19 protein-coding genes and 3 pseudogenes are annotated in these 23,038 nt (G+C 69.7%); 10 read left to right on the top strand and 12 right to left on the bottom strand.

The annotated features are described in order from the left end of the window. Positions 1–332 precede the first annotated feature (332 nt). The 7 genes and pseudogenes from msuE (at position 333) to ACFQE0_RS04080 (ending at position 6,572) form a co-directional block, all read left to right on the top strand. Positions 333–908, top strand: a complete 576-nt coding sequence (gene msuE / locus ACFQE0_RS04050) for an FMN reductase (RefSeq protein ID WP_378967306.1) — start codon at positions 333–335, stop codon at positions 906–908. Between the two features lie 8 nt (positions 909–916). Continuing rightward, positions 917–1,873, top strand: coding sequence for an aliphatic sulfonate ABC transporter substrate-binding protein (locus ACFQE0_RS04055; protein WP_378975255.1), 957 nt, complete (start codon positions 917–919; stop codon positions 1,871–1,873). 5 nt (positions 1,874–1,878) lie between these two features. Continuing rightward, positions 1,879–2,877 carry a sulfonate ABC transporter substrate-binding protein gene (locus ACFQE0_RS04060; protein ID WP_378967308.1) on the top strand — a complete coding sequence of 333 codons (999 nt, stop codon included), beginning with the start codon at positions 1,879–1,881 and terminating at the stop codon, positions 2,875–2,877. After that, positions 2,874–3,659, top strand: a complete 786-nt coding sequence (gene ssuC / locus ACFQE0_RS04065) for an aliphatic sulfonate ABC transporter permease SsuC (RefSeq protein ID WP_378967310.1) — start codon at positions 2,874–2,876, stop codon at positions 3,657–3,659. The genes ACFQE0_RS04060 and ssuC overlap by 4 nt, the downstream gene beginning before the upstream one ends. Further along, entirely contained in the window at positions 3,659–4,513 is an 855-nt protein-coding gene (locus ACFQE0_RS04070) for an ATP-binding cassette domain-containing protein (protein ID WP_378967312.1), read from the top strand. Before ssuC ends, ACFQE0_RS04070 begins: the two co-directional genes overlap by 1 nt. A gap of 16 nt (positions 4,514–4,529) precedes the next feature. Further along, positions 4,530–5,704: pseudogene (ssuD, locus tag ACFQE0_RS04075) on the top strand (FMNH2-dependent alkanesulfonate monooxygenase). Between the two features lie 208 nt (positions 5,705–5,912). Continuing rightward, a complete protein-coding gene (locus tag ACFQE0_RS04080; protein ID WP_378967314.1) occupies positions 5,913–6,572 on the top strand; it encodes an SCO family protein in 660 nt (219 codons plus the stop codon). A gap of 3 nt (positions 6,573–6,575) precedes the next feature. On the opposite strand, the gene ACFQE0_RS04085 is transcribed toward ACFQE0_RS04080, so the two are convergent. From ACFQE0_RS04085 to ACFQE0_RS04105, 5 genes and pseudogenes are all read right to left on the bottom strand, one after another. Then, entirely contained in the window at positions 6,576–8,900 is a 2,325-nt protein-coding gene (locus ACFQE0_RS04085; RefSeq protein WP_378975257.1) for a TonB-dependent receptor family protein, read from the bottom strand. Positions 8,901–9,035: 135 nt separating this feature from the next. Continuing rightward, a pseudogene (locus tag ACFQE0_RS04090) lies at positions 9,036–10,217 on the bottom strand (PepSY-associated TM helix domain-containing protein); the annotation flags it as partial. A gap of 43 nt (positions 10,218–10,260) precedes the next feature. Continuing rightward, a complete protein-coding gene (locus tag ACFQE0_RS04095) occupies positions 10,261–10,626 on the bottom strand; it encodes a hypothetical protein (protein WP_378967316.1) in 366 nt (121 codons plus the stop codon). Between the two features lie 58 nt (positions 10,627–10,684). After that, complete coding sequence (locus ACFQE0_RS04100) at positions 10,685–11,887, bottom strand: thermonuclease family protein (protein WP_378967318.1); 1,203 nt, start codon at positions 11,885–11,887, stop codon at positions 10,685–10,687. 63 nt (positions 11,888–11,950) lie between these two features. Then, positions 11,951–12,787 (bottom strand): hypothetical protein, encoded by an 837-nt coding sequence (locus tag ACFQE0_RS04105; protein WP_378967321.1) that lies wholly within the window; start codon positions 12,785–12,787, stop codon positions 11,951–11,953. Between the two features lie 283 nt (positions 12,788–13,070). On the opposite strand from ACFQE0_RS04105, the gene ACFQE0_RS04110 reads away from it, so the two are divergent. After that, positions 13,071–13,970: a lipid kinase gene (locus tag ACFQE0_RS04110; protein ID WP_378967323.1), complete on the top strand. Its 900-nt coding sequence runs from the start codon at positions 13,071–13,073 to the stop codon at positions 13,968–13,970. Then, a pseudogene (locus tag ACFQE0_RS04115) lies at positions 13,967–14,703 on the top strand (TerC family protein). Before ACFQE0_RS04110 ends, ACFQE0_RS04115 begins: the two are co-directional and overlap by 4 nt. 9 nt (positions 14,704–14,712) lie before the next feature. Here ACFQE0_RS04115 and ACFQE0_RS04120 read toward each other — a convergent pair. The 6 genes from ACFQE0_RS04120 to chpT form a co-directional block, all read right to left on the bottom strand. Then, the gene (locus ACFQE0_RS04120) at positions 14,713–15,561 is read right to left on the bottom strand and encodes a CheR family methyltransferase (protein WP_378967325.1); all 849 of its coding nucleotides are present in this window, start codon (positions 15,559–15,561) and stop codon (positions 14,713–14,715) included. Beyond that, entirely contained in the window at positions 15,558–16,715 is a 1,158-nt protein-coding gene (gene cheB, locus ACFQE0_RS04125) for a chemotaxis-specific protein-glutamate methyltransferase CheB (RefSeq protein WP_378967328.1), read from the bottom strand. The genes ACFQE0_RS04120 and cheB overlap by 4 nt, the downstream gene beginning before the upstream one ends. 83 nt (positions 16,716–16,798) lie before the next feature. After that, complete coding sequence (locus ACFQE0_RS04130) at positions 16,799–17,200, bottom strand: response regulator (protein ID WP_378967330.1); 402 nt, start codon at positions 17,198–17,200, stop codon at positions 16,799–16,801. Between the two features lie 10 nt (positions 17,201–17,210). Further along, positions 17,211–17,723 (bottom strand): chemotaxis protein CheW, encoded by a 513-nt coding sequence (locus ACFQE0_RS04135; protein ID WP_378967332.1) that lies wholly within the window; start codon positions 17,721–17,723, stop codon positions 17,211–17,213. 35 nt (positions 17,724–17,758) lie between these two features. Further along, on the bottom strand, positions 17,759–20,491 hold the full coding sequence (locus tag ACFQE0_RS04140; RefSeq protein ID WP_378967334.1) for a hybrid sensor histidine kinase/response regulator: 2,733 nt from the start codon (positions 20,489–20,491) through the stop codon (positions 17,759–17,761). Positions 20,492–20,596: 105 nt separating this feature from the next. After that, positions 20,597–21,292: a histidine phosphotransferase ChpT gene (gene chpT, locus ACFQE0_RS04145; RefSeq protein ID WP_378967337.1), complete on the bottom strand. Its 696-nt coding sequence runs from the start codon at positions 21,290–21,292 to the stop codon at positions 20,597–20,599. Between the two features lie 325 nt (positions 21,293–21,617). Here chpT and ACFQE0_RS04150 point away from each other — a divergent pair, with 325 nt between their 5' ends. After that, a complete protein-coding gene (locus ACFQE0_RS04150; protein WP_378967339.1) occupies positions 21,618–22,478 on the top strand; it encodes a 3'(2'),5'-bisphosphate nucleotidase CysQ family protein in 861 nt (286 codons plus the stop codon). On the opposite strand, the gene ACFQE0_RS04155 is transcribed toward ACFQE0_RS04150, so the two are convergent. Beyond that, entirely contained in the window at positions 22,459–22,980 is a 522-nt protein-coding gene (locus tag ACFQE0_RS04155; protein ID WP_378967341.1) for a YHS domain-containing (seleno)protein, read from the bottom strand. The two genes, ACFQE0_RS04150 and ACFQE0_RS04155, sit on opposite strands and share 20 nt — an antisense overlap. Positions 22,981–23,038: the final 58 nt, after the last annotated feature.

Raw genomic sequence — 23,038 nt, forward strand, 5'->3', positions numbered from 1 at the left:
CGACGTCTCCCACCGGATGAGGCGACATTCCTCTCCAAAACCGCCCGACCGGGCGATTTTCTTCGCTCAGCGCTCAGCCCAGCGATAGCATTCTCCCAAATATCCTTTGTCCAATCCGACTCGTGGCGAATAATTCGCCTGCTTCAAACCCCGCATGGCGAGTTGTTTTCTGCGTCTTCGCGGAAAACCGAAAATATCCTCTGGCAAACCAGCGATCTTTAAAAGGCCGTTTCATTGACGGGATCGTGACCGGGCGCCACCCTTTACGGCGACAACAGGGCGCGACGAAGCGCATGTCTTCGTCACGCCTGCCCCACCGGAAAGATCCCGTGATGACCCGTCCGAGACTCGTCGGCTTGAGCGCGAACGTCCAGCGTCCGTCCAAGACCCGCACCCTGGTCGACACCATCGTCCGCGAGGCTGCCGCCCGTGGGCCGGTGGAGGCCCGCGTGTTCGATTTCGTAGATGCCGGCTCCGGCCTCGGCGCCGCGTGGACGCGGGACCAGCTCTCCCTCCCTGCCCGGCGGATCGTGGAGGCCATCGAGGAAGCGGACGGGCTGGTCGTCGCCTCGCCGGTCTACAAGGGCAGCTATACCGGTCTGTTCAAGCACCTGTTCGACCTGATCGACCCCAGCGCGCTGGCGGGCAAGCCCGTCGCCATCGCCGCGACCGGGGGCGGCGCCCGCCATGCCCTGGTGGTGGAGCATTCCTTCCGGCCGCTCTTCGGCTTCTTCGGCGCGTTGCAGGTGCCAGTCACCGTCTACGCCTCGGATGCGGATTTCGCCGACGGCGTCCTGACCGATCAAGGCGTGCGCGAGCGCGCCGGTCTCGCCGGGCGGCAGATCGCCGACCTGCTGGCGGATCGGGCGGCGGCGTCCGCCCCCGTCTCCCTCGCGGCCGCCCGGTGATCGCAGCCATGCTGCACCGGCGACATATCCTGTCCGGCCTAGCCGGGCTCGCGACCCTCCCGACACTCAAGGCCGCCCGTGCGGCCGAGCCGGGCGTCTTGCGGATCGGCTACCAGAAGAACGGCATCCTCGTCGTCGCCAAGCAGCAGCGGGCGATCGAGGCCGCGCTGGAGCCGCTGGGCCATCGGGTGACCTGGGTCGAGTTCTCCTTCGGCCCGCCGCTGCTCGAGGCGCTGTCCCTCGACGGGATCGATTTCGGCCAGACCGGCGATGCGCCGCCGATCTTCGCCCAGGCGGCGAAATCGACCCTCGTCTACGCTGCCGCGCAGGAGGCGGGCGGGTCCGGCTCGGGCATCCTGTTACCCAAGGGTTCGACCCTCAAGAGTCTCGCGGACTTGAAGGGCAAGCGGGTCGCCTTCGCCAAGGCGTCGAGCGCCCATAACCTCACCGTCGCGGCGCTGGAAAAGGCCGGGCTGACCTACGCCGATATCGAGCCGGTGACGCTGGCTCCCGCCGACGCGGCGGCGGCCTTCTCGCGCGGCAGCATCGACGCCTGGACGATCTGGGACCCCTACTATGCCATCGCCGAGGCGGGCGACGGGGTCCGCGTGCTCGCCACCGCCCAGGACATCGCCCCGCAGAACAACTTCTTCCTCGCGGGCCGTAGCCTCGCAGAGCAGCGGCCCGCCGTGCTCTCGGCGGCCGTCGGCGCCCTGGAACGCGTCGCGGAATGGTGCACCAAGAACCGGGGCGAGGTCGCCGCCCTGCTCTCGCAGGGGACCGGCGTGCCGTTGGCCGCCACCCAGCGGGCGGTGAACCGCACCGATTACGTGATCGGCCCGATGAACCCGCGCGTTACCGCCGCGCAGCAAGCCGTCGCGGACCGTTTCCACGCCCTCAAGCTCATCCCCCGCCCCATCCGCGTCGCCGACGCGGTGTGGACCGCGCCCGCCCGCAACGGCTGAGACCGATGACCCGCGCCCGAACCCTGACCCAGTCCGCCGATCACGGCCCGAGCCGCCGCCTCCTGCTCTCCGCCGGCCTCGGCCTCGCCGCCGCCTGCGCCCTGCGCCCGGCCCGCGCCGCCGCCACGACCGTGCGGATCGGCTACCAGAAATACGGCTCGCTCGTGCTCCTGAAGGGGCGCGGCTCGCTGGAGCGGACCCTGAAGCCCCTCGGCGTCGCGGTGGAGTGGTCGGAATTCCCCTCCGGCCCGCCCCTGATGGAGGCACTGAACGCCGGGGCCATCGATTTCGGCTCGGCGGGCGAGGCACCGCCGATCTTCGCCCAGGCCGCGAGCACGGAGCTGCGCTACGTCGCCGCCGAGCCGCCCGCGCCGAAGGGCGAGGCGATCCTCGTACCCAAGGGCAGCCCGATCCAAAGTCTCGCGGACCTGCGCGGCAAGACCATCGCCTTCAACAAGGGCTCGAACGTCCACTACCTGTTGGTGCGCGCCCTCGAGAAGGCGGGCATCCCCTACGATGCGGTGAAGCTCGCCTATCTCGGCCCAGCCGACGCCAACGCCGCCTTCGTGCGGGGTTCGGTCGATGCCTGGGCGATCTGGGACCCATACTTCGCCGCCGCAGAGCGTGCGACGGGCGCGCGGGTGCTCACCGACGCGCAGGGGCTGGCCCCCAACCGGCAATTCTATCTCTCCCGGCGGGGCTTCACGGACACCAGCCCGGAGATCGTGGACGAGGTGCTGAAGGCGATCGGCGCGATCGATAGCTGGGCCGCAGGCCATGCCGACACGGTGGCGGCGGAACTCGCCCCCTCGGTCGGCATCCCGGCGCCGGTGCTCTCGGTCGCCCTCGGGCGCCTTTCCTACGGCGTCGCGCCCCTCGATGAGGCGGCCGTCGCCGACCAGCAAAGAATCGCGGACACGTTCCACACCCTCGGCCTCCTGCCGAAGCCCCTCCGCGTCGCGGATGCGGTGTGGACCGCGCCGAAGAAGGCCGCCAGCCGATGAGCCGCACCTCGACCCTTTCACGCCTGAACCGGGCCGCGACGCCCTGGCTTCTGCCGGTGACGATCCTGCTGGGCTGGCAGGCCGCCGTCTCCACTGGCCTCGTCTCCAACCGCTTCATGCCCGCTCCCCTCGACGTGGTGAGGGCGGGCTGGGACGCCGCGCGGACGGGCGAACTCTGGACCAATCTCGGCGTCAGCACCCTGCGGGCGCTGGCGGGCTTCGCCATCGGCGGCAGCATCGGCTTCGCGCTCGGCCTCGCCAACGGCCTTTCCCGCGTGTCGGAGACCCTCACCGACACCTCCGTGCAGATGGTGCGCAACGTGCCCCACCTGTCGCTGATCCCGCTGGTGATCCTGTGGTTCGGCATCGGCGAGGAAGCGAAGCTGTTCCTCGTGGCGCTCGGCGTGTTCTTCCCGATCTACGCCAACACCCTGCACGGCATCCGCTCGGTCGATCCGGCCCTGGTGGAGATGGGCCGGGTTTACGGCATGTCCCGCGCGGAACTGTTCCGGCGGGTGGTGCTGCCGGGCGCCCTGCCCTCGATCTTCGTGGGGCTGCGCTATGCGCTCGGCATCATGTGGCTGACGCTGATCGTCGCCGAGACGATCTCGGCCTCCTCCGGCCTCGGCTACATGGCGATGCAGGCCCGCGAGTTCATGCTCGTCGACGTCGTGGTCCTGGCGATCCTGATCTACGCAGGCCTCGGCAAGCTCGCCGATACCCTCACCCGGGCACTGGAACGCCACTGCCTGTCCTGGAACCCCGCCTACCGGAGCGCCTGATGCTTCTCGACGCCCTACGCCGGGACGTACTCCCGGCCTCCCCCGCCGTCCCGGACACCCGCGAGACCGCGCCCCGCGCCGTGTCCCCCGCCCGCCCCGCGACCGGGCGCGGCCTCTCCGTCACCGTGAACGGGCTGCACAAGAGCTTCGACGGCAATACCGTCATTGCCGGTCTGGACCTCTATGTCCCGGCGGGCAGCTTCACGGCCATCGTCGGCCGCTCCGGCTGCGGCAAGAGCACCCTGCTGCGGACCATCCTCGGGCTGGAGCAGCCGAGCGCCGGTCGCGTAGTGGTCGAGGCGCCCTCTGCCGCCTCGCCGCGCGCCGTACCGCCCCGGCGCATCATGTTCCAGGAGCCGCGCCTGCTGCCTTGGGCGAGCGTACTCGACAACGTCGCCGTGGGCCTGACCGGGCTCGGCACCGGCGCCGAGCGGCGGGATCGCGCGCGGGCGGCCCTGGCCGAAGTCGGCCTCGCGGACAAGGCGGGGCAATGGCCCGCCAACCTCTCCGGCGGCCAGCGCCAGCGCGTCGCCCTGGCCCGCGCCTTGGTGAGCGGACCGGGCCTGCTCGCCCTGGACGAGCCTCTGGGCGCCCTCGACGCCCTCACCCGGATCGGGATGCAGGATCTGATCGAGCGGATCTGGCGCGCACAGGGCTTTACCGCGCTGCTCGTCACCCACGACGTGAGCGAGGCGGTGGCTTTGGCTGACCGCATCCTCGTCATGGAGAATGGCGGCGTCGCCCTCGATCTGCGGGTCGACGTGCCCCGTCCGCGTCGCCGGGGCGACCCGGAACTCGCGCGCCTCGAAGGGCGCATCCTCGATCATCTCCTCGGCGCCACGCAGGCCGCCTGAGCAAGGACCCGACACCATGTTCCAATCGCAAGACGGGCGCGCCGACGTCCTCTGGTTCCTGCCGACCCATGGCGACGGCCGCTATCTGGGTGCCGCCGAAGGCGCACGGGAAGTCTCGTTGCCCTACCTCCGGCAGATTGCGCAGGCCGCCGACGAGCCGGCTATTTCGGCGTGCTGCTGCCGACCGGGCGCTCCTGCGAGGATTCCTGGGTGATCGCCTCGGCGCTCGCCCCCCTGACGCGGGACCTGCGCTTCCTCGTGGCCGTGCGGCCGGGCCTTCAGGAGCCCTCCGCCGCTGCGCGCATGGCCTCGACCCTCGACCGGATCTCCAACGGCCGCCTGCTGATCAACGTCGTGACCGGGGGCGATCCCGTCGAACTCGCGGGCGACGGCGTATTCCTGTCCCATGACGAGCGCTACGCCGTCACCGACGAGTTCCTGCACATCTGGCGCGGCCTGATGGCGGGCGAGACCGTCAGCTTCGAGGGCAAACACCTGCGCATCGAGAACGGACGGTTGATCTTCCCGCCGGTCCAGAAGCCCTATCCGCCGCTCTATTTCGGCGGCTCCTCGGCCCCCGGCATCGCTGTGGCCGCCGAGCATTGCGAGGTCTACCTCACCTGGGGTGAGCCTCCGGCCCAGGTGGCGGAGAAGATCGCCATCGCCCGCGAGGCCGCCGCCGCCAAGGGCAAGACCTTTTCCTACGGCATCCGCCTGCACGTCATCGTCCGTGAGACCGAGGCAGAGGCCTGGGACGCCGCCGAACGGCTGATCTCGCGCCTCGACGACGCGACCATCGCCAAGGCGCAGGAGACCCTGAAGCGCCAGGATTCCGTCGGGCAGAGCCGGATGATGGCCCTGCATGGGGGCAACCGCGACAAGCTCGTCGTCTCCCCGAACCTCTGGGCGGGTGTCGGGCTGGTGCGCGGCGGCGCGGGCACGGCTCTGGTCGGCTCGGCCGATCAGGTCGCGGACCGGATGAAGGAATACATCGACATCGGCATCGACCGGTTCATCCTCTCCGGCTACCCGCATCTTGAGGAAGCCTACCGTTTCGCGGAACTGGTCTTCCCCAAGCTGCCGCTCCGGGCGACGACCGGCCGCGCCGCGAGCAACGCGCGCAACAACGGTCCCTTCGGCGAGATCATCGCCAACGACCTCGTGCCGCAGCGGCAAGTCTCCGCGAGCTGAGGCGCGGAGACGTCCATTTTACTCAAGCGGGCTGTCCGTCATTGCGAGCAACGCGAAGCAATCCAGGGTGGCGCCCCGTACTGACACGGCCCGCTGCACTAGATTGCTTCACTGCGTTCGCAAAGACGCGGTGATGGGGCATCGGTGGCAATCTCCCATGGCTGCATCTATCTGAAGGCGGTTCCCGTGCCGCCTTTGGATGCCGCCCGTGATCCCGACCCCGTTCGCCCTCCTCGCCTCCGGTGTGATGCTCGCCTTCGTCGCGGCGGGCACGGGTGCGATCGTGATGCAGCAGGGGTCGTCCTTCAGCCATCCGCGCCGGGTCGGAGGGTCCTTCACCCTGACCGACCTCGACGGCAAGCCGGTGAGCGACGCGGACCTGAAGGGCAAGCCGACCCTGCTGTTCTTCGGGTTCACGCGCTGCCCGGACGTGTGCCCCACCACGCTCTCGACCCTGTCGAGCGTGCTCGGCACGATGGGCAAGGACGGTGACCGGCTGAACGTGGTGTTCGTCACCCTCGACCCGGCCCGCGACACCCCGGACGTGGTGCGCGAGTACCTGACCTCGTTCGATCCGCGTATCCGCGCCCTGACCGGCAGCCCGGAGCAGATCGCGCGCATGGCCGACCTGTTCCACATCCACGTGAAGCGCATCCCCGGCAAGGACGGGGACTACACGCTGGAGCACAGCGCAGCGGTCGAACTGTTCGACCGGAACGGCAAGGTCGTCGGAGAGATCGGCTATAACGAGGAGGAGAAATCCGCCCTCGCCAAGCTCTACACCCTCGCCTTCCCCGGCCAATGCCACCCGAGCGGCGGCGTCAGCCTTTGGGACGGCGCGGCAGACAGCACCTGCCGCCCGTCGTAGGTCTCAGAAAGACAGCTTCATCCCGCCCGTGAAGGTGCGCGGCGCGCCCGCGTAGATGGAGCCGGTCGTGGTCGCCAGCACGGCAGCGCCGTTCTGGAAGCCCGTGGTCGCGCTGATCGAGTTCGCCAAATTCTGCGCCGAGGCGATGTAGACCGTGTCGAACAGGTTCCGCACCTCAAAATACACGTTCAGCCGCTTCGCATAGCCGCCATTCAGCACCGTCTCGTAATGGATGTTGGCGTTGACGATCGTGTAGCCCGGCGCCTTCAGCAAGTTTGCGTTGTCGATGGCAAAATCGTCCTGGAAGACGGTCTCGACGAAGGCGCCGAGACCCGCCAGCGGGCCCGTCGGGACGTCGTAGCCGACCCGGGCGAGGAGCTGGTTCGCAGGAACGCCGGGGATGCGGTTGCCCGCCCGGTCGAAGCTCCGCGTGAGAGTGCCCGCGCTGATCTGCTCCACGTACTTCGTATAATATTGGTCGTTGAAGCCGTAGGCCGCGGTCGCCCGCCAGCCGGGGGCGAATGCCCAATCGGCCCCCACCTCGATGCCGCGATGCTCCGAGGCCGGTGCGTTGAACGTGTAGGCCTGAAGCCCCGCGCCCGGCGATTGCGAGACGAGTTCGTTGCGGAAGAACTCGTAGAAGCCGGTGATGCTGAAGGTCACGCCCGGCGCCGGAGTCCAGTCGGCCCCGAGGTCGAAACCGAGATTCTCCTGCGTCTTCAGCTGCGTGTTGTTGCCGGGCAAGCCCGCCGGGGTGATGAACAAATTCGAGGCGGCGGGCGTCGTGTAGCCTGTCGCGACCCGGCTGCGGAACTGCCACTCGTCGCTCGGGCGATAGACAAGGGCGAGTTCGGGGGCCGTGTTGAGATAGCGGCGGTCGGTATCGGCGACGCTCCGGGTGATGCCGCTCGCCGCATAGCTGTAGGCAAGGTTGCGGCCGGTGATGCGGGTCGATTCCGCGCTGATCCCAGCGACCGCCGTCACGCGGTCGGTGAGCGCCACCTCGACGCGGGCGCGCCCGCCGAGATTGTCCTGAACGGCATTCTGATCGCCGATCAGCCCCCCGAGGCTCGGACCGTTATACGGTGCGCGGTTGTAGGTCGCGATGCCGAGGTCGAGGCGGTTATAGGCCAGCGCCACGTAGCCCACCGCCGGAAGACCGAACAGGTCCCCGCGCTTGGTCAGGTCCGTCAGGAGGTTCCACGAGGGGTAAGACCCCGTCGAGGCGGTGGTGTAGAAGGGCTGGTTGAAGTTGCGCTCGTCGAAGACGAGTTGCGTCCGCCACGTGGTGTCGGCGTCGATATCGTGCTCGTAGCGCAGAGCCACCACGGTGCGGCGGTCGTTGCGCTGGAGCGAGGCCTCGGTCGCCGTCACCGGCACGGTGCGCCCGAAGGCACCGTTCACGAAGTAATTGTAGGTCGTGCAGCCCGGCGCGGCCGTAGCCGCCGCCGCGCAGCCGAGCCGGTACGGATTGATCCGGTACTGCGCGAGCGAGGAGCGCGCCGCGAGATTGGCGTGCAGGTCGTTGTTGATGACCTTGAGCGTGAAGCGGTTGTCCGGAGTCGGCGTATAGCTCGCCAGCAGGTTGATGGTCTGCGTGTCGTAGGAGGAATGGTCCTGATAGCCGTTGCCGCGCACGTCGCTGGCGAACAGGCTGATCTCGAACGGGCCGCTCACCCCGCCGACCGTGAAGTAGTTCGACAGGTAGCCGAACGACCCCGCATCGACGCCGACCTCGTAGCCGTCGATCTCCCGGCCGGTGCGGGTCCGGAAGGCGATGGCGCCACCCGTCGCGTAATTGCCGAACAGGGCCGATTGCGGCCCCCGGAACACGTCGATCCGGCTATAGGCGCGCGGATCGGTGAGATCGAACCGCGAGGCGCCATCGGGCTGGGTCAGGCTGAACCCGTCCTCCAGCACCACCATGTTCTTGATGACGCCGGTCGAGCGGGCATTGTTGCCGCGGATCGAGACGATCACGTCCCGCGCGCCGTTGCCCTGCCGCACCGTCACGCCGGGACTGTTGACGAGCACCGAACCGATGCTCGTCGCGGGCCGGTTGGCGATGACGTTCGTCCGGTCGATCTGAGAGACCACCTGCCCGACCGGCCGGTCGATGACGAGCGAGGCGCCGTTGGGCGGCCCCGAGACGCCGAAGCCAGGAACCGGCGCCGGGGCACCGCCCTCGCCGGTGACGGAGAGTTCCTCAAGCGTGACCGCTTCCTGCGCCCGCGCGCCACCGGACGAGGCGCCGACAAGGGCGAGCCCGAACAGGGCGAGCGACGCCCGCCGACGGGCGCCACCCAGGACGAGATCGAGGCCGAGCATCGCCAGGATCGCGAACCCCGTGAGAGGGAACAGGGCGCCGAGAACGAGGACGAGCCCGGTCACCGTCGCCACGACGCGCCGGTCGCGCGGCCAGGGCGGCGTGCCGAGCGAACCCTGCGGGCGGCGCTTCCACCACATCGTGCCCGCCGTGACGGAGAGCAGGATGGTGGCGAGGCAGAAGGCAAGCATCGCCAGTTGGTTGGCCCGGCCCCAATACTGGCCGAGATGGATGCCGATTCCGTACTGGATCAGCCGCCCCACGGGGCCGAGGTCCTGAAAGGGCACATCGAGCAGCGGCTTGCCGGAATACTGATCGAGTGACACGACCCGCTGGCGGGCGACATCCTTCGGATAGACCGCCGCCGCGTAGACGCCCTGCGGACCCACCGGCAGGGACAATTCGTAGCCGCGCGGCATGCCAAGGCGCGTCAGAATCGCCGCCGCATCGTCGATCCCGATCGGTTTGCCGGAGGCCGTCGAGGACGGGACCGGCGCGTCCTGCATCGTCCAGCCGGCCGAATCGAGGACCGCATTCAGCGGTAGGGCCGAGACCGGCTTGTTCGCGTAGAGGGCAGCGGGCTGGCCGAGACCGGCGGTGTTCGACCACGAGCGGAGTTGATCGCCCCACCAGATCGACCAGGGCAGGCCCGTCAGCGCCAGGAACAGCAGCCCGCCGCCCGCGACGAAGCCGGTGACGGCGTGAAGATCACGCCACCACACCCGGCGGCGGGGCGTGCCGCGTACGCTCACCACACCGCCGTCCTGCCCGCGCGGCCACCAGAGATAGACACCCGTGACGACGAGGATGATCGCGAAGCCCGCGACCACCTCGATGAGTCCGTTCGCCAGGGGCCCGAAATAGGCGAGGCTGTGCAGGCGCCTCACCACCATGAAGAACTCATCGTCGCGATCGACCGTATCGAGCACCGTGCCGTCGGCCGGGTCGAGGTAGACGAGGATCTTTCGCGCGCCCTCTGCCAGGGTCACCAGGGCCGAGGCGTCGGGTCGGGCGGGGTCGGTGTAGGAGATCGGCGTGCCGCCGGGCACCGCCTGCATCGCCTCGAAGATCAGCCGGTCGGGACCGAGGGGCTTGTCCGTCGGGGTGACCACGTTGCGGCCCGCGAAGGCGGTGGCGTTGATCTCGTCCTTGAAGAGATACAGCGCCCCCGTCGCGGAGAGCGTTACGAGGAAGGGCAAGCAGAGCAGCCCGGCATAGAAGTGCCAGCGCCACACGGCGCGATAGACGGAATCGCGCGAGGCGCGCACGGCCTGAGCGGCGCCGGAAAGGCGCGCGCTGCCGGAAAGCGAAATCGACATGGGTTTGGGTCCGGTAGCTCTGAGCGATCGAAGGGCGGATCGATCAGGCGGCGGGCGGACCTCGGGAACTGACGGCGAAATTCGGGGGCCCGCGCACCGGCGGACGCTCGGCCGGGCGCCAGACCGGCGCCACCGCCTCGCGGTAGGGAACAGCGAGCGCGACGGAAACGGGCGCCGGGAGCACGTGCGGCTGTGCGAGATGCGCGGCGAGGCAGCAGAGATGCTGCGGGCAGGCCGTGTCCTCGTTCGCCGGGGCGCCGTCATGCGCGGCGCAGATCACCCCATCGGGGCCGAAGCTCGGCGGAATGGGCTGGAGCGAGACGAGGAAGAGCTGCAGCAAAAGGCCGTAGAGCGCGGCCACCGTGATGACCGCGCGGCATCGAGCCGTCCGGGGCCAGGCGCTGCGCATGGAAACTGTCTAGGCGGCGAATCGCGTCCGCGTCAACGCAGCGGAAGCGACTGTCGACTCAGCGTTTCCACACACCGAGCCGCTCGCTCCGGGCATGATCCTCGGCGGCCACAAGTTCGGGGCTCGCCTCGGGGGAGGCCCGGCCGCCGCCGTTGTAGAGCACCACCTCCGAGAGGTCGCGCCCGTCCACGACGCAGTTCATGTTGTCGCTGCCGGGGGCGGGCTGGCAGCTGACGGTGCGTCCGCCGATGTAGCGCGCGAGTTCGTCGGCCTGCCCGCCGCGCACCCACTCCACGCCGAACAGGCGGACCAGCTTGCCGCCGACCTTGAGCGTCGCGGTGTCGATCACCTGCACGGTGCCGGTGATGGCGTTGGCGGGCGGTGGCGGGGCATCGGGCTCCGGGTCGCCGCGTCCGTCGCCCTCGGGCGGCGGCGTGACGTTATCGGGCACCGGAGGGGTGCGCGCGGTTTGCTGCGGTGTGGGCTCCGGATTCGGAGCCGGGGGCGCCGCCGGCCGGGACGCCGGAACCGGGGTGGTCTGCGGCGCGCGGGGCGCGTTCACGATCACCGCCAGAAGCAGCATGGCGCCGGTCGCGACGGCAGCAGCGCCGAGCCAGAACCGGCCGCGATGCCCGTCCGCGTCGCCCTTCACACCAAGGCGGTCTCCGAGACCGCCGAGCCGTTCGCTCAAGCCCTCGCGGACATTCGTGCCGGGGGCCTCGTCGCGGCGCAGGCGGCCCTTCAGCGTGGCGAAGGCTCCGGCGGCCGAGCGGGCGAGCGCCCTCCCCTGCACCGAGGATTGCTCCGCCAGCGAGCGCGCCTTCTCCGATTGCGAACCGATGAACCGCGCGGTGGCGGCGCGCATCTCCGAGGCGCCCGCCGCGAGGGACGATTCCGCCGCGGCCTTGGATTCGGGGACCGGCGTGGGCTCGGGCTCGGGCGCCAGGAACAGGCCGGGATTCTTGGCGCGCTGCTCGGTGATGAGGTCGGCGAGCGTGAAGGGGCGTGGGGATGCCCCCTCCTCCGCCTCGTGCAGGCGAGGGGCACCGTGCCGGTCGAGGACGCGGTAACCCGGCGGAGCGGCCTGCGGCTCGACCGCCGCCTGGAGGATGAGCAGCAGCGTGCGCTCGGCCACCGGGTGCGGCCGGGCCTTGAGGATCTCGTTCCGCAGGGTCTCGCGCAGGGCGGCGCGATCCGGCGCATCGAGACGCGGATGCGCCTCGGCCTTCTCCTGATCCGCCTCGATGGTCGAAGACGTCATCCGCTCCTGCCGTGCCCTCTCCCGCCGCTCGTGATGGCGCGGCGGGTCAACGATGACGGGCTCTTAGCCCCTGCCAGCAGGCGCGACCAGGGTCTCGGCCCGCTCCTGTCCAGGTCCGGCCCGGTGCAGCACGCGCCCACTCTCGGCCACGATGACCGGACGCTGCCCGGCGAAGCTCACTTCGAGCACCAGCTCGGACGACCCCCGCGACACCGCGCCCCGCTGCGGATTGGACGCCCGGAAATCGACGATCGCCCGCACGGTGCAGGACGCGCCGTCCGCGCTGCACTGGGTGCTGAAGGCCCGCGCCGCGTAGCGCCGCTCCGGCCAGCGCCGCACGAAGCCGCGCTTCTCGTCGAGCAGGGCGGCCAGGGTGGTGGGACGGCCGTAGAACCGGACGCGGGTGCCGTAGAAGCGCGGCGCGGCGCCGACCATCGCCTCGCCCGGCGCCGAGACCGCCGCGAGGTAATCCATGGCGAGTGTCTGGGCAGCCTCGATCCGGCCTGCGGGCGCGGGTTGAGCCTGAGCTTGCACCTGAGCGCGCGTCGGACCCATGGCGGGGGTGTCGGCGAGGCGCGAGCGGTGCACCTGTCGGCGACGCGGCGCGGGACGCTCGACCTCGGCACGCTTCGTCACCCGCGACGGACGGGCGGGGGCAGCGGCGGCGGCCTTGGTCGGAGCTGCCGCAGGCGCAGGCTTGGCGGGGGCCTCGGCCGTCGGGGCGGGCTTCGGTGCCGTCGACGGTGTGCCGGCGGCCTTGGATGGATCGGTCTTGGACAGATCGACCTTGGGCGGATCGACCCAGGCGCGCGGATCGGCCGAGGCCGGGAGCGTCGCGAGGGGCAGCACGAGCCCGAGGGCCGTGGCGAGCGAAATCAGAGAGATAGGCGAGGCGCGCATGGGACCAGCGGGACCGCGGCGAGGGGACGGGAGGATGAAGAAGAACGCGCCCGGGTGCCGCGTGGGTTCCGGGCTGACAACAGGTCTCGCAGGCCGCCGCCCGCCGCACCAGCTGCGAATTCCGGGGATGATGGGGTTGAGTTCACACGTCTGACGCCCAAGTGCGGAAATACAACACCGGCCCACCCGGCCGGGGAGACAGGATGCGAACCCGGATGACGGCTCCTCAGACGCGCCCGCACCGCCGCGTGGCCACGATCGCGCGGATCGGAGGAGGTGTCCGATGAGCCAACCGGCCAAGCGGGCGCTGCTCTGCTGCAACTCCAAGGCGCGCAACGGCAACTTCTCCCTCGACGAGGTGCGCCAGATCCTGCGCGAAGGCGGCATCGAACCCGTCGATCCCCCGCCCGACGGCGATGCCTGCGGCGCCATCCGCGCGCTGGCGGATCAGGTCGATCTCGTCATCCTGGGCGGGGGCGACGGCACCATGAACGCCGCCGCCGAGGCACTGGTGGAGACGGGTCTCCCGCTCGCCATCCTGCCGCTCGGCACCGCCAACGACCTCGCCCGGTCCCTCGGCCTGCCACTCGATCCCCTGGCCGCCGCCCGCTTCATCCCGAAGGCGCAGCCGCAGCCTGTCGATCTCGGCTGGGTCAACGGCCATTACTATTTTAACGTGGCGAGCATCGGCTTCTCGGCCGAACTCGCGGGCGAACTGACCTCCGAGGCGAAGAAGCGCTTCGGCGTCTTCGGTTACGCGGTCGCGGCCGTGCGGGTGCTGCGCCGGGTGCGCCCCTTCGGCGTCACCATCGAACATGACGGGAAGGTCGAGAAGGTCACGACCATCCAGGTCTCCGTCGGCAACGGCCGCCATTACGGAGGCGGCATGACGGTGGAGCAGGAGGCCGCCGTCGATGACGGCAACCTCGACTTCTACAGCCTGGAGATCGCCCATTGGTGGCGGCTCCTCGCCCTGCTCCCGGCCCTGCGCCGGGGAACGCACGGCAAGGCCGCGGACGTGCGCGCCTTCAAGACCCAGGAGATCCGGCTGACGACGCGCAAGCCCCGGCCGATCAACACCGACGGCGAGTTGACGACCCACACCCCGGCCCATTTCAAGGTCATGCCGAAGATCCTGCGGATCTACGCCCCACCCGCCTCCCAGCGGAGCCGACATTCGTGAACGACCTCATGCAGTTGGCAGCGGACCCCGCTGCCTGGGCCGCGCTCGCCACGCTCGTGGTGATGGAGGTCGTCCTCGGCATCGACAACCTGATCTTCATCTCGATCCTGACGAACAAGCTGCCGCCGGAACATCAGGCCAGCGCACGCAGGATCGGCATCGGGCTCGCGCTCGGCCTTCGCCTCGCCCTGCTCGGGCTCGTGGCCTTCATCGTTCACCTGACGGAGCCGGTCTTCTCGATCTTCGGCCACGCCGTCTCATGGCGTGACATCATCCTGATCGCGGGTGGCCTGTTCCTGTTGTGGAAGGCCACCAAGGAGATCCATCACACGGTCGATCCCGATCCCGTCGAGGAGGGGGCAAGGGCGGCTCGATCGGCTTCGCGGCGGCGATCGGGCAGATCCTGCTGCTCGACCTCGTGTTCTCAATCGACTCGATCATCACCGCCGTGGGCATGACCGAACACGTGCCGATCATGATGATCGCCGTCGTGGCGGCGGTAACGGTGATGCTGGTGGCGGCCGACCCGCTCTCGGCCTTCATCGCCCGGAACCCGACCGTGGTGATGCTGGCGCTCGGCTTCCTCATCATGATCGGCATGACGCTGATCGCGGAAGGCTTCGGCGCCCATGTGCCGAAGGGCTACATCTACACGGCCATGGCGTTCTCGGCGGGCGTGGAGGGGCTCAACATGCTCGCCCGCCGCAAGCGCCGGAGCGCTCGGGCGGGCTGAGGCCCTGCCCTACCCGACGGCGGCTCGCAGGGCCGTCGGCCGCGCCACCTCGGCATGGCCGTAGAGGCCACGATTCTTGGTGTCGGGGACGAGGCGGTCGGTGAGGCCGATCACCGTCTCGGCGGCACCGAGCAGCAGCGCGCCGCCGGGGGCGAGGCTGTGGCCGAAGCGGGCGAGAATGTCCGACTTGGTCGGGGCATCGAAGTAGATCAGCACGTTCCTGCAGAAGATGACGTCGAACGTGCCGAACCCCTCGAACCCGTGCAGCAGGTTGAACTGGCGGAATTCCACCATCGACCGGAGGGAGGCGGCGATCTGCCATTGCTCCCCGATCTGTGTGAAGTACTTCAGCAGCCACTGCACCGGCAGGCCGCGCTGGACCTCGAACTGGCTGTAGAGACCGAGCTTGGCCTTCTCGATCACCTCGCCGGAGATGTCGGTGGCGAGCAGATCGATCTGCCAGCCAGCCAAGCGCGGGGCCGCCTCCTGGAGCAACATGGCGATCGAATAGGGCTCCTGCCCCGTCGAGGCCGCCGCGCACCAGATCCGCAGCTTCTTCCGGGCGGCATTGCGCTGGATCGCCTGCGGAAGCACCACGTCCCGGAACATGTCGAACGGGGTGCGGTCCCGGAAGAAGAACGTCTCGTTGGTGGTCATGGCCTCGACCACCGCACGCTCGACGTCGCCGCTATGCGGCAGCTTGAGGCTGCCGATCAGGTCGTGCAGCGTCGCGAAGGCGAAGCGGCGGCAGACCGGGGCCAGACGGCTCTCGACGAGGTAGCGTTTCTCGGCGGTGAGGGCGAGGCCGGAGCGTTGCTTGAGGTAAGCCCGCAGGAATTCGAAATCGAGCTCCGTCATGCGGGTTGACCCGTAATCAGAGCGCGCAGGGCCGGTCCGATGTCCGGCAGGGGCAGGATGGCCTCCGCCAGGCCGGCGCGGGCGACGCTGCCCGGCATGCCCCACACGGTGCTCGTGGCCTCGTCCTGCGCGAGGACGGGGCCGCCCGCCTCCACAAGGGCGCGGGCGCCGTTGGTGCCATCCGAGCCCATCCCGGTGAGGATCACCGAAGCGGTGGCGGCGCCGAAGATCGCGGCCGCGTCCTTGAACAGCACATCCACCGCCGGGCGGCAGAAATTCACGGGCGGCCCGTCGTTCAGCTTGATGACCGTCCCACCCGGCACCGAGGCGAGCCCCATATGGCGCCCGCCGGGGGCGACGTAGATCCGGCCCGGCTCCAGCCGCTCGTCCATCTTGCCCTCGGCGGCCAGCAGGCCGACCCGGGCGGACAGGTGCTCGGCGAACACGGCCGTGAAGACCGGCGGCATGTGCTGCACGATGAGCGTCGGCACCCTCTTCAGGGCCGCAGCGCCGATTCCGGCGAGCGCCTCGCCCACGGCGCGCGGGCCGCCGGTCGAGGAGCCGACGAGCAGGACGCGCGGGGTCGCCGCGCGGGCGCGGGGCCGCAGGACGACGGGAGCGGCGGGCTTCGGGGTCGGCGCGGGAGCAGCCGGAACAGGATTCTGCGACGGTGCGGCGACGGTGCGGCGACCGCGGGCGCGGGCGGCGCCGAAGACGCGGACCCGCTCGATCAGGTCGGCGCGGAAGGCATCCGAGGTGGTGACGCCCCTGTTGCTCTCGGGCTTGGCGATGTAGTCCACCGCGCCGAGGGCGAGGCATTTCAGGGAGATGTCGGCGTTGCGGGTCGTCAGCGTCGACATCATCACGACCTGCACGGTCGGGCTCGCCGCCAGCAGGCGCGGCAAAGCCTCCGTACCGTCGAGTTCGGGCATGTCGATGTCGAGGAGGACGACGTCCGGGTCGTGCCGGGACATCATCTCGAGGGCGATCTTGCCGTTCGAGGCGGTGCCGACGAGCCGGAAGCCCGCTTCGGTGATCCAGCGGGCCACGAGCCCCCGCACCACCGCGGAATCGTCGGCGATCAGCACACGAACGGGGCTGCTGGTCGGCGAGACGGGCATGCGCGGCACCGCCGCAGCAGGACTCGGAGCCATATTGTCCTCTCCCCCTCGCCGGATCTGACGGAGCCTGCCCCGAATCCGTGAGACCGCCAATATCTGCGAAGACTTGTAATTATTTAGATAAGATTCGAAGCCGACTTTGTGGAAAGTCCGACCTGCTCTAGTTTCGCGGTCAAGATATCGCGATCGAACGGCTTCATGATGTACTCGTCGGCGCCGCCGCGCAGGGCGCGGGCGATGGCGCCGACATCGTTCTCGGTGGTGCAGAACACAACCTTCGGCCGCCGCCCCTCTTCGCTCTGCCGCAGTTCCTGCAGGAAGGCGAAGCCGTCGCGGTTCGGCATGTTCCAGTCCAGCAGGATCACGTCCGGCATGGAGGCGGCGCAGAGGTCGAGGGCGCTGTCGCCGTCCTCGGCCTCGATCACCGCGTAACCGATATCCTCGATGATCCGCCGCGCGACCTTCCGGATCACGGCGGAATCATCCACGACGAGGCAGGTCGTCTCGCGCAGGCTCATCGGGGCTCCCTCACGCCGCCTCGGCGCCACGGGCGCCCTTGGAACCGAAATTCAGCAGGGCATCCACGTCGAGGATGACGAGGAGACGGCCGTCCAGCCGGTGAACGCAGGTCGTCAGATCGCGCCACCGGGAATCGAGGTTGATTGGCACGGCCTCGCGGGTGTCGCCGTTGAGCTTCAGCACCTCGCCGACCCCGTCCACGATCAGGGCGAAGGTCTCTCCACCCTGCTCCAGGCCGATCGCCATGCCGCGATCGTTTCCGGTGGCCTCGCCGTCCGCCCGGGGGGCTGCGGCGGCCATGCCGAGGCGGCGGCGCAGGCAGAGCGCCGTCACCACCCGGCCGCGCAGGTTCAGGAGACCGACGATCTCCGGCGGGGCCAGGGGAACCGGCGTCACGCCCGAGGGCACGAACACATCATGGACCCGCTCGATGGCGAGGCCGAACAGGACCCCGTCGACATGGACCGTGACGAAATCCTCGGTCGGACCCGTCTCGGTGCCGTTGGCGTTGGCAGCCTTCATTTCACGCACTCCGGCAAACGCTTGATCCGATCCACTCAGGCCGCCTGGGCCACGTCGTCCTGGGCGGAGGCATCGATCTCGCCGAGGGCGGCCACCAGGCCGCTCCGGTCGAACTTGGCGACGAGGTCGGTGATCGCGAGGGCACGGGCGCGCTCCAGCGCCTCGGCCCCGACCGTGCCCGTCAGGCCGATCACCGGCATGGCGGCGAGGCGTTCGCCGCCCTTGCGCATCGCGCCGACGAGGTCGAACCCGCTGCGGCCGGGCATGTCGAGGTCGGTGACGACGACGGAGATGCGCTGGTCGGCCTGAAGGGTGGCGAGCGCCTGCTCGGCGCTGCCCGCCGTGACGACCTGGAAGCCCGCCGCCTTGAGCACCGGCGAGAGCATGTCGCGGAAGAACGCCGAGTCATCGACGAGGAGCAGGGTCTCGGCCTGCTTCTGCACCTTGCGCGGGCCCCGCGCCCAGTCGTCGTAGGCCATGGGCAGGAAGTGGGCGATGTTGATGATGTCCGTCGCCCGGCCGCGCAGCACGGCGGAGCCGATCAGGTCGGACCGATCGGCGGCGATCTCGATGTCGAGGCGCTCCTCCACGATGTCGACGATCTCGTCCACGACGAGGCCCATGGCCCGCTCGCCATCCGAGAACACCACCAGCGCCTGCCGGCCCTCGGACTTGATCGCGATGCCATCATCGGCCGGAACCAGCGGCATCAGGCGGCCGCGGTACTGGATGAGCGGACGCCCGCCCAGCCACTCGACCTTCTCGCCCTCGATCTCCTCGAGGCGCGTGACGAGCGACAGCGGCACGGCCTTGAAGCCGCCCCCGCCGCCCTTGAACACGAGCAGCGTGGTGGTCGCCTCGGTGGCTTCCGCCGCCTCGGCCTCGGCCTCGGCCTGACCGGCGCTGGCCTGCGTGCCCTGGGCGACCTGGTTGGCGACACCGTTCGGGTCCACGATCAGGACCACGGCGCCGTCGCCGAGGATGGTGTTGCCCGCAAAGAGCGGGATGTGCCGCAGCTTGGCCGACATCGGCTTCACCACGATCTCCTCGGTGTGGAACACCTCGTCCACGAGGATACCGAAGCGCTGACGGCCGACCTGGGCCACCACCACGAAGCCGGTGGCCTCGGCCGCCTTCTCGGCGCCGAGCAGGCCCGAGAGGGAGACGATCGGCAGGAGCCGCTCGCGCAGGCGCAGGACCGGCGAACCGTTGATGTGCTCCACGGCCTGCGCGCCCGCGCCGACCCGCACCAGTTCCAGCACCGCCACCTGCGGCAGGGCGAAGCGGTTCTCGCCCGCCCGGACGATGAGCGCGGCGACGATAGCCAGCGTTAGCGGGATCTTGATCGTGAAGACGGTGCCCTTGCCCGCCTGGGTCGCGATGTCGATGACGCCGCCGATCGTCTCGATATTGGTCTTCACCACGTCCATGCCGACGCCGCGGCCCGAGACGGAGGTGACCGCCGCTGCCGTGGAGAAGCCGGCGTGGAAGATGAACTTCGCGACCTGCGCGTCGGTCATGCGATCGATGTCGGCTTGGCTCGCGAGGCCGCGCTCCACAGCCTTGCGGCGGATGGCGGCGAGGTCGAGGCCCTTGCCGTCGTCGGCGATCTCGATGGTGATCGTGCCGCCCTCGTGGAAGGCCGAGAGGCGGATCGTGCCACGGGCGGGCTTGCCGGAGGCGACGCGCTGGGCGGTGGATTCGAGGCCGTGATCCGCCGAGTTGCGGACCATGTGGGTCAGCGGATCCTTGATGACCTCCAGGACCTGCCGGTCCAGTTCGGTCTCGGCGCCCTGCATCACCAGCTCGATCTGCTTACCGAGTTCGGCCGACAGGTCGCGCACCACGCGGGGCAGCTTCTGCCATGCATTGCCGATGGGCTGCATGCGCGTCTTCATGACGCCTTCCTGCAGCTCGGCCGTGACGTGCGACAGGCGCTGCAGCGGGACCTTGTAGGCGGAATCCTCGTGGCGCCGGGCGATCTCGAGGAGCTGGTTGCGGGTCAGCACCAGCTCCGAGACCATGGTCATCAGGTGCTCGAGGGTGTCGACGTTAACCCGGATCGTCTGCACCTTGTTGTGGTTCTGCTCGCCCTCCGGCGCAGCAGCGACGGCGGCGGGCGCCTCGGGCTTGGGCGCTTCAGCCTTCGCGGCCTCGGCCTTGGGCGCCTCGGGGACCACGGCCTTCGGCGGCTCCTTCGCGGCCGGCGCGGGCGCGGGGGCAGGTGCGGCCACGACCGGCAAGGGCGGCGCGGGTTCGAACTCGTCCGGCCCGGGGGCGGCGAGGAAGGCGGCTTCGAGGTCGTCGAGCGAGACTTCGCCGGGCTTGAGTTCGCGCACCACCGGATCGGGCAGCACGATCTCCGGCACGACGGGCGCGGGCTCCGGCGCCCCGCCGCCCTCGGACATGCGCTCCAGGGCCTCGATCAGGTCGGAATCGGACCCGGTCGGCTCGGTGCCGGACGCTTCGAGATCGGCCAGGATCGCCTTCAGGCGATCCAGCGTCGCGAGGATGAGGGTGACGCTCGCCGAGGTGGCGGGCATCCCGTCACGGAAGCGGCCCATCAGGGTTTCGGCGGCATGCGCCAGGGCTTCGAGACGCGGCAGGCCCAGGAAGCCGCAGGTGCCCTTGATGGTGTGAACGAGGCGGAAGATGTTCCGCAGGATCGTCTCGTTGTTCGGGTCCTGCTCGAACCGAACGAGCTCCGTATCGACCGTGTCGAGATGCTCGGCGCTCTCGGTCAGAAACTCACGAAGCAGGTCGTCCATCGCCGATACTCGTTACGTGCGAAAGGTCTCGCATCGGCAATGATGACTGAGGGGCGTTATCGAACAGTTGCGCCCCTCGCCGCTTTCGGAACTAATCCGGCACAATCAAGCGAGTTCGGTGCCAGAATTCCCGGCATCCTCGACCGAGGGTTGTTCAGTCATCGACGGCTCCGCGGTCACTGTCACTTCGTCGCCCTCGATGGCGAATCGCACGTCCATTTTCGCCGCGCGGGCCACGAGGCCGGCGTAGAAGGGCAGGATGCCGTGGGCGTCGACGGTGCCGCTCTCGGGCTCGCCCGCGATCAGCTCCACGACATGCGGCGGGATGCGCGCATGCGAGCCCTTGGCCTTCAACACGAAGGTCGGCGCCTCGCCGTCGCCGGTGATGGTCACGTCGATCAGACCACCGCGCGGGATGGCCGAGGTCGTCACCATCACGAGATTGAGGATGAGCTTCACCTTGTTCTTCGGGAAGAGGGCTTGCGGGGCGCGCCACTCGAGCTTGGTCTTCTCGTCGGCGAACATGCCCTTGGCCACGCTCTCGGCGTCGGCGAGGTCGATCGAGGCGCCCGCCGACCCCGCCGCGCCGAAGGCGATGCGGGCGAACTTGAGCCGGGCCGAGGCCTGACGGGCGCTCTTGCCGATGAGTTCGAGCGCGAATTCGCGCATCGATTCATCCTGGTCGTCCTCCAGCACCTCCAACCCGTTCACGATGGCGCCGACCGGGCTGATCACGTCGTGGCAAACCCGCGAGCAGAGCAGGGCGGCGAGGTCCAGGCCATCGAGGGTGAGGGTGGGCATCGGGAACTCCGGGGCGGTACGCGTCTGAATGCGCGGGAATGCCAAAGCCCGGGCCCGGCCGGCGGAACCGGCGGGCAAGGCAGTGCGCACGGATAGACGCCGCATGTCCCTTTGCAAAGCGTTAACCCGGCCGGGCGATTCGGCCCTGGAGCGCATTCCGACGAAGTGGATACCGGTTCGTCGCAAGAAAGAGCGTCACAACAAAGAGCGAGAGCCGCCGGCCTGATGTAATCAGGCCGGTTACGGCACTTGGTTGCCGCGACAGGAGCGGAATCGACATCCGCCCCCGGCTGGGGCATCCAGGATTTGGGAGGAACGCTTCGTCATGAACGATGCGGCGGCAATGACCGGAGCCGAGGCCAGGCGGATCGCGGACACGCTCGCGGAGATCGCCTGCGCGGCCGGAACGGTGCTCCGCCACTGGCACGGCGGTGACTGCCCCCATGTCCTGAAGGCCGACGGATCCCCCGCCAGCGCGGCCGATCTCGAATCCGAGGCGCTGATCCTCAAGGCGCTGACCACGCGCTTTCCCGGCATCCCCATCGTTGCGGAGGAAAGCAGTCGCGACCGGGCAGCGGGAGATCTGTTCTTCCTCGTCGATCCCCTCGACGGCACCCGCGACTTCCTGGCCGGCACGCCGCATTATTCGGTCAACATCGCCCTCGTGTCGGAGGGGCGGCCCATCGTGGCGGCGCTCGCCGCGCCGGGCCTGGACCGGGTGTGGTTCTCCGGGCGCGACGCCTTCGAGGCGCCGGTCACCGACGGCCGGCCGGGCGCGGCGCGGCCGGTGCGGACCCGCGAGGCGCCGGAAGCGGGCCTTCTGGCTCTGGGCAGCCGCCGCCACGACGACGCGGAGACCACCGCCTGCCTCGCCACCCTGCCGGTGATGGAGGTCCGCACCTCCGGTTCGGCGCTCAAGTTCGGGCTGATCGCTTCGGGTGAGGCCGACATCTACGTCCGCTGTGGTCCGACCATGGAATGGGATACGGCGGCGGGCGACGCGATCCTCACGGCGGCCGGAGGCTGCGTCGTCGCCGCCACTGGCGGGCCGATCCGCTACGGACGCGTGGCGGACGGCTATCGCAACGGCCCCTTCGCAGCCCTCGGCGACCCGGCGCTCGCGGACGGCCTCGTCCTGACGGGATCGCCCGCCTGCACCATGCCGATCAGCGCGCCCCGGACCTGACATCGTCGGGATCATCGAGCAGGCGGGTCAGGCCCGGCCAGATCGCCTCGGCCCGCCGGGCGAGGGCCGGATCCTCGAGGAAGCGCTGTCGTCGCTCCGCATCCCGGAACAGGTAGAGGCGCCCGTCGAGAATCGCGAACAGGGTCGGGTCGGCCTCCACGAGGCGACGATCGAGGATTCCGGCTGCGTCGAAGCCGCCGAGGCGCGGCAGATAGACCATAGGGTCGCGCTGGAACGCCGCCCGGTTCACCTCCAGGGCGAAGCGCCACACCTGCCCGTTCCAGGGAAGCTCGAACCGGGCCGAGCCACCGCGCGGCCCGTCCGGCATGAAGTAGCTGACCGGGTCGTAGCCGTTCAGGCCCAGCGCCTCGATCCGCGTCGTCTCGCCGCGCGTGGCCGGTGCCGCCAGAAGGAGGAGGCCGGCGAGCCCGTTCGCCAGAAGACGCCGCCGCGATCCGTCGCGGTCACCTCCCGTTAACCCCGTCTTGCGATTCTGGCTCAATGCTGGACCCGCTCCAGGCCTCGTGGATCGCCCGTTGCCGCACATCCCGCCTGAGGAG

The organism is Methylobacterium komagatae (genome assembly GCF_042661665.1).
Taxonomy (GTDB): Bacteria; Pseudomonadota; Alphaproteobacteria; order Rhizobiales; family Beijerinckiaceae; genus Methylobacterium; species Methylobacterium komagatae.

Coding starts and splice junctions, on each gene's coding strand:
- msuE (WP_378967306.1), top strand. CDS start 333: ATGACCCGTCCGAGACTCGTCGGCTTGAGCGCGAACGTCCAGCGTCCG.
- ACFQE0_RS04055 (WP_378975255.1), top strand. CDS start 917: ATGCTGCACCGGCGACATATCCTGTCCGGCCTAGCCGGGCTCGCGACC.
- ACFQE0_RS04060 (WP_378967308.1), top strand. CDS start 1,879: ATGACCCGCGCCCGAACCCTGACCCAGTCCGCCGATCACGGCCCGAGC.
- ssuC (WP_378967310.1), top strand. CDS start 2,874: ATGAGCCGCACCTCGACCCTTTCACGCCTGAACCGGGCCGCGACGCCC.
- ACFQE0_RS04070 (WP_378967312.1), top strand. CDS start 3,659: ATGCTTCTCGACGCCCTACGCCGGGACGTACTCCCGGCCTCCCCCGCC.
- ACFQE0_RS04085 (WP_378975257.1), bottom strand. CDS start 8,900: ATGCTCGGCCTCGATCTCGTCCTGGGTGGCGCCCGTCGGCGGGCGTCG.
- ACFQE0_RS04095 (WP_378967316.1), bottom strand. CDS start 10,626: ATGCGCAGCGCCTGGCCCCGGACGGCTCGATGCCGCGCGGTCATCACG.
- ACFQE0_RS04100 (WP_378967318.1), bottom strand. CDS start 11,887: ATGACGTCTTCGACCATCGAGGCGGATCAGGAGAAGGCCGAGGCGCAT.
- ACFQE0_RS04105 (WP_378967321.1), bottom strand. CDS start 12,787: ATGCGCGCCTCGCCTATCTCTCTGATTTCGCTCGCCACGGCCCTCGGG.
- ACFQE0_RS04110 (WP_378967323.1), top strand. CDS start 13,071: ATGAGCCAACCGGCCAAGCGGGCGCTGCTCTGCTGCAACTCCAAGGCG.
- ACFQE0_RS04120 (WP_378967325.1), bottom strand. CDS start 15,561: ATGACGGAGCTCGATTTCGAATTCCTGCGGGCTTACCTCAAGCAACGC.
- cheB (WP_378967328.1), bottom strand. CDS start 16,715: ATGGCTCCGAGTCCTGCTGCGGCGGTGCCGCGCATGCCCGTCTCGCCG.
- ACFQE0_RS04130 (WP_378967330.1), bottom strand. CDS start 17,200: ATGAGCCTGCGCGAGACGACCTGCCTCGTCGTGGATGATTCCGCCGTG.
- ACFQE0_RS04135 (WP_378967332.1), bottom strand. CDS start 17,723: ATGAAGGCTGCCAACGCCAACGGCACCGAGACGGGTCCGACCGAGGAT.
- ACFQE0_RS04140 (WP_378967334.1), bottom strand. CDS start 20,491: ATGGACGACCTGCTTCGTGAGTTTCTGACCGAGAGCGCCGAGCATCTC.
- chpT (WP_378967337.1), bottom strand. CDS start 21,292: ATGCCCACCCTCACCCTCGATGGCCTGGACCTCGCCGCCCTGCTCTGC.
- ACFQE0_RS04150 (WP_378967339.1), top strand. CDS start 21,618: ATGAACGATGCGGCGGCAATGACCGGAGCCGAGGCCAGGCGGATCGCG.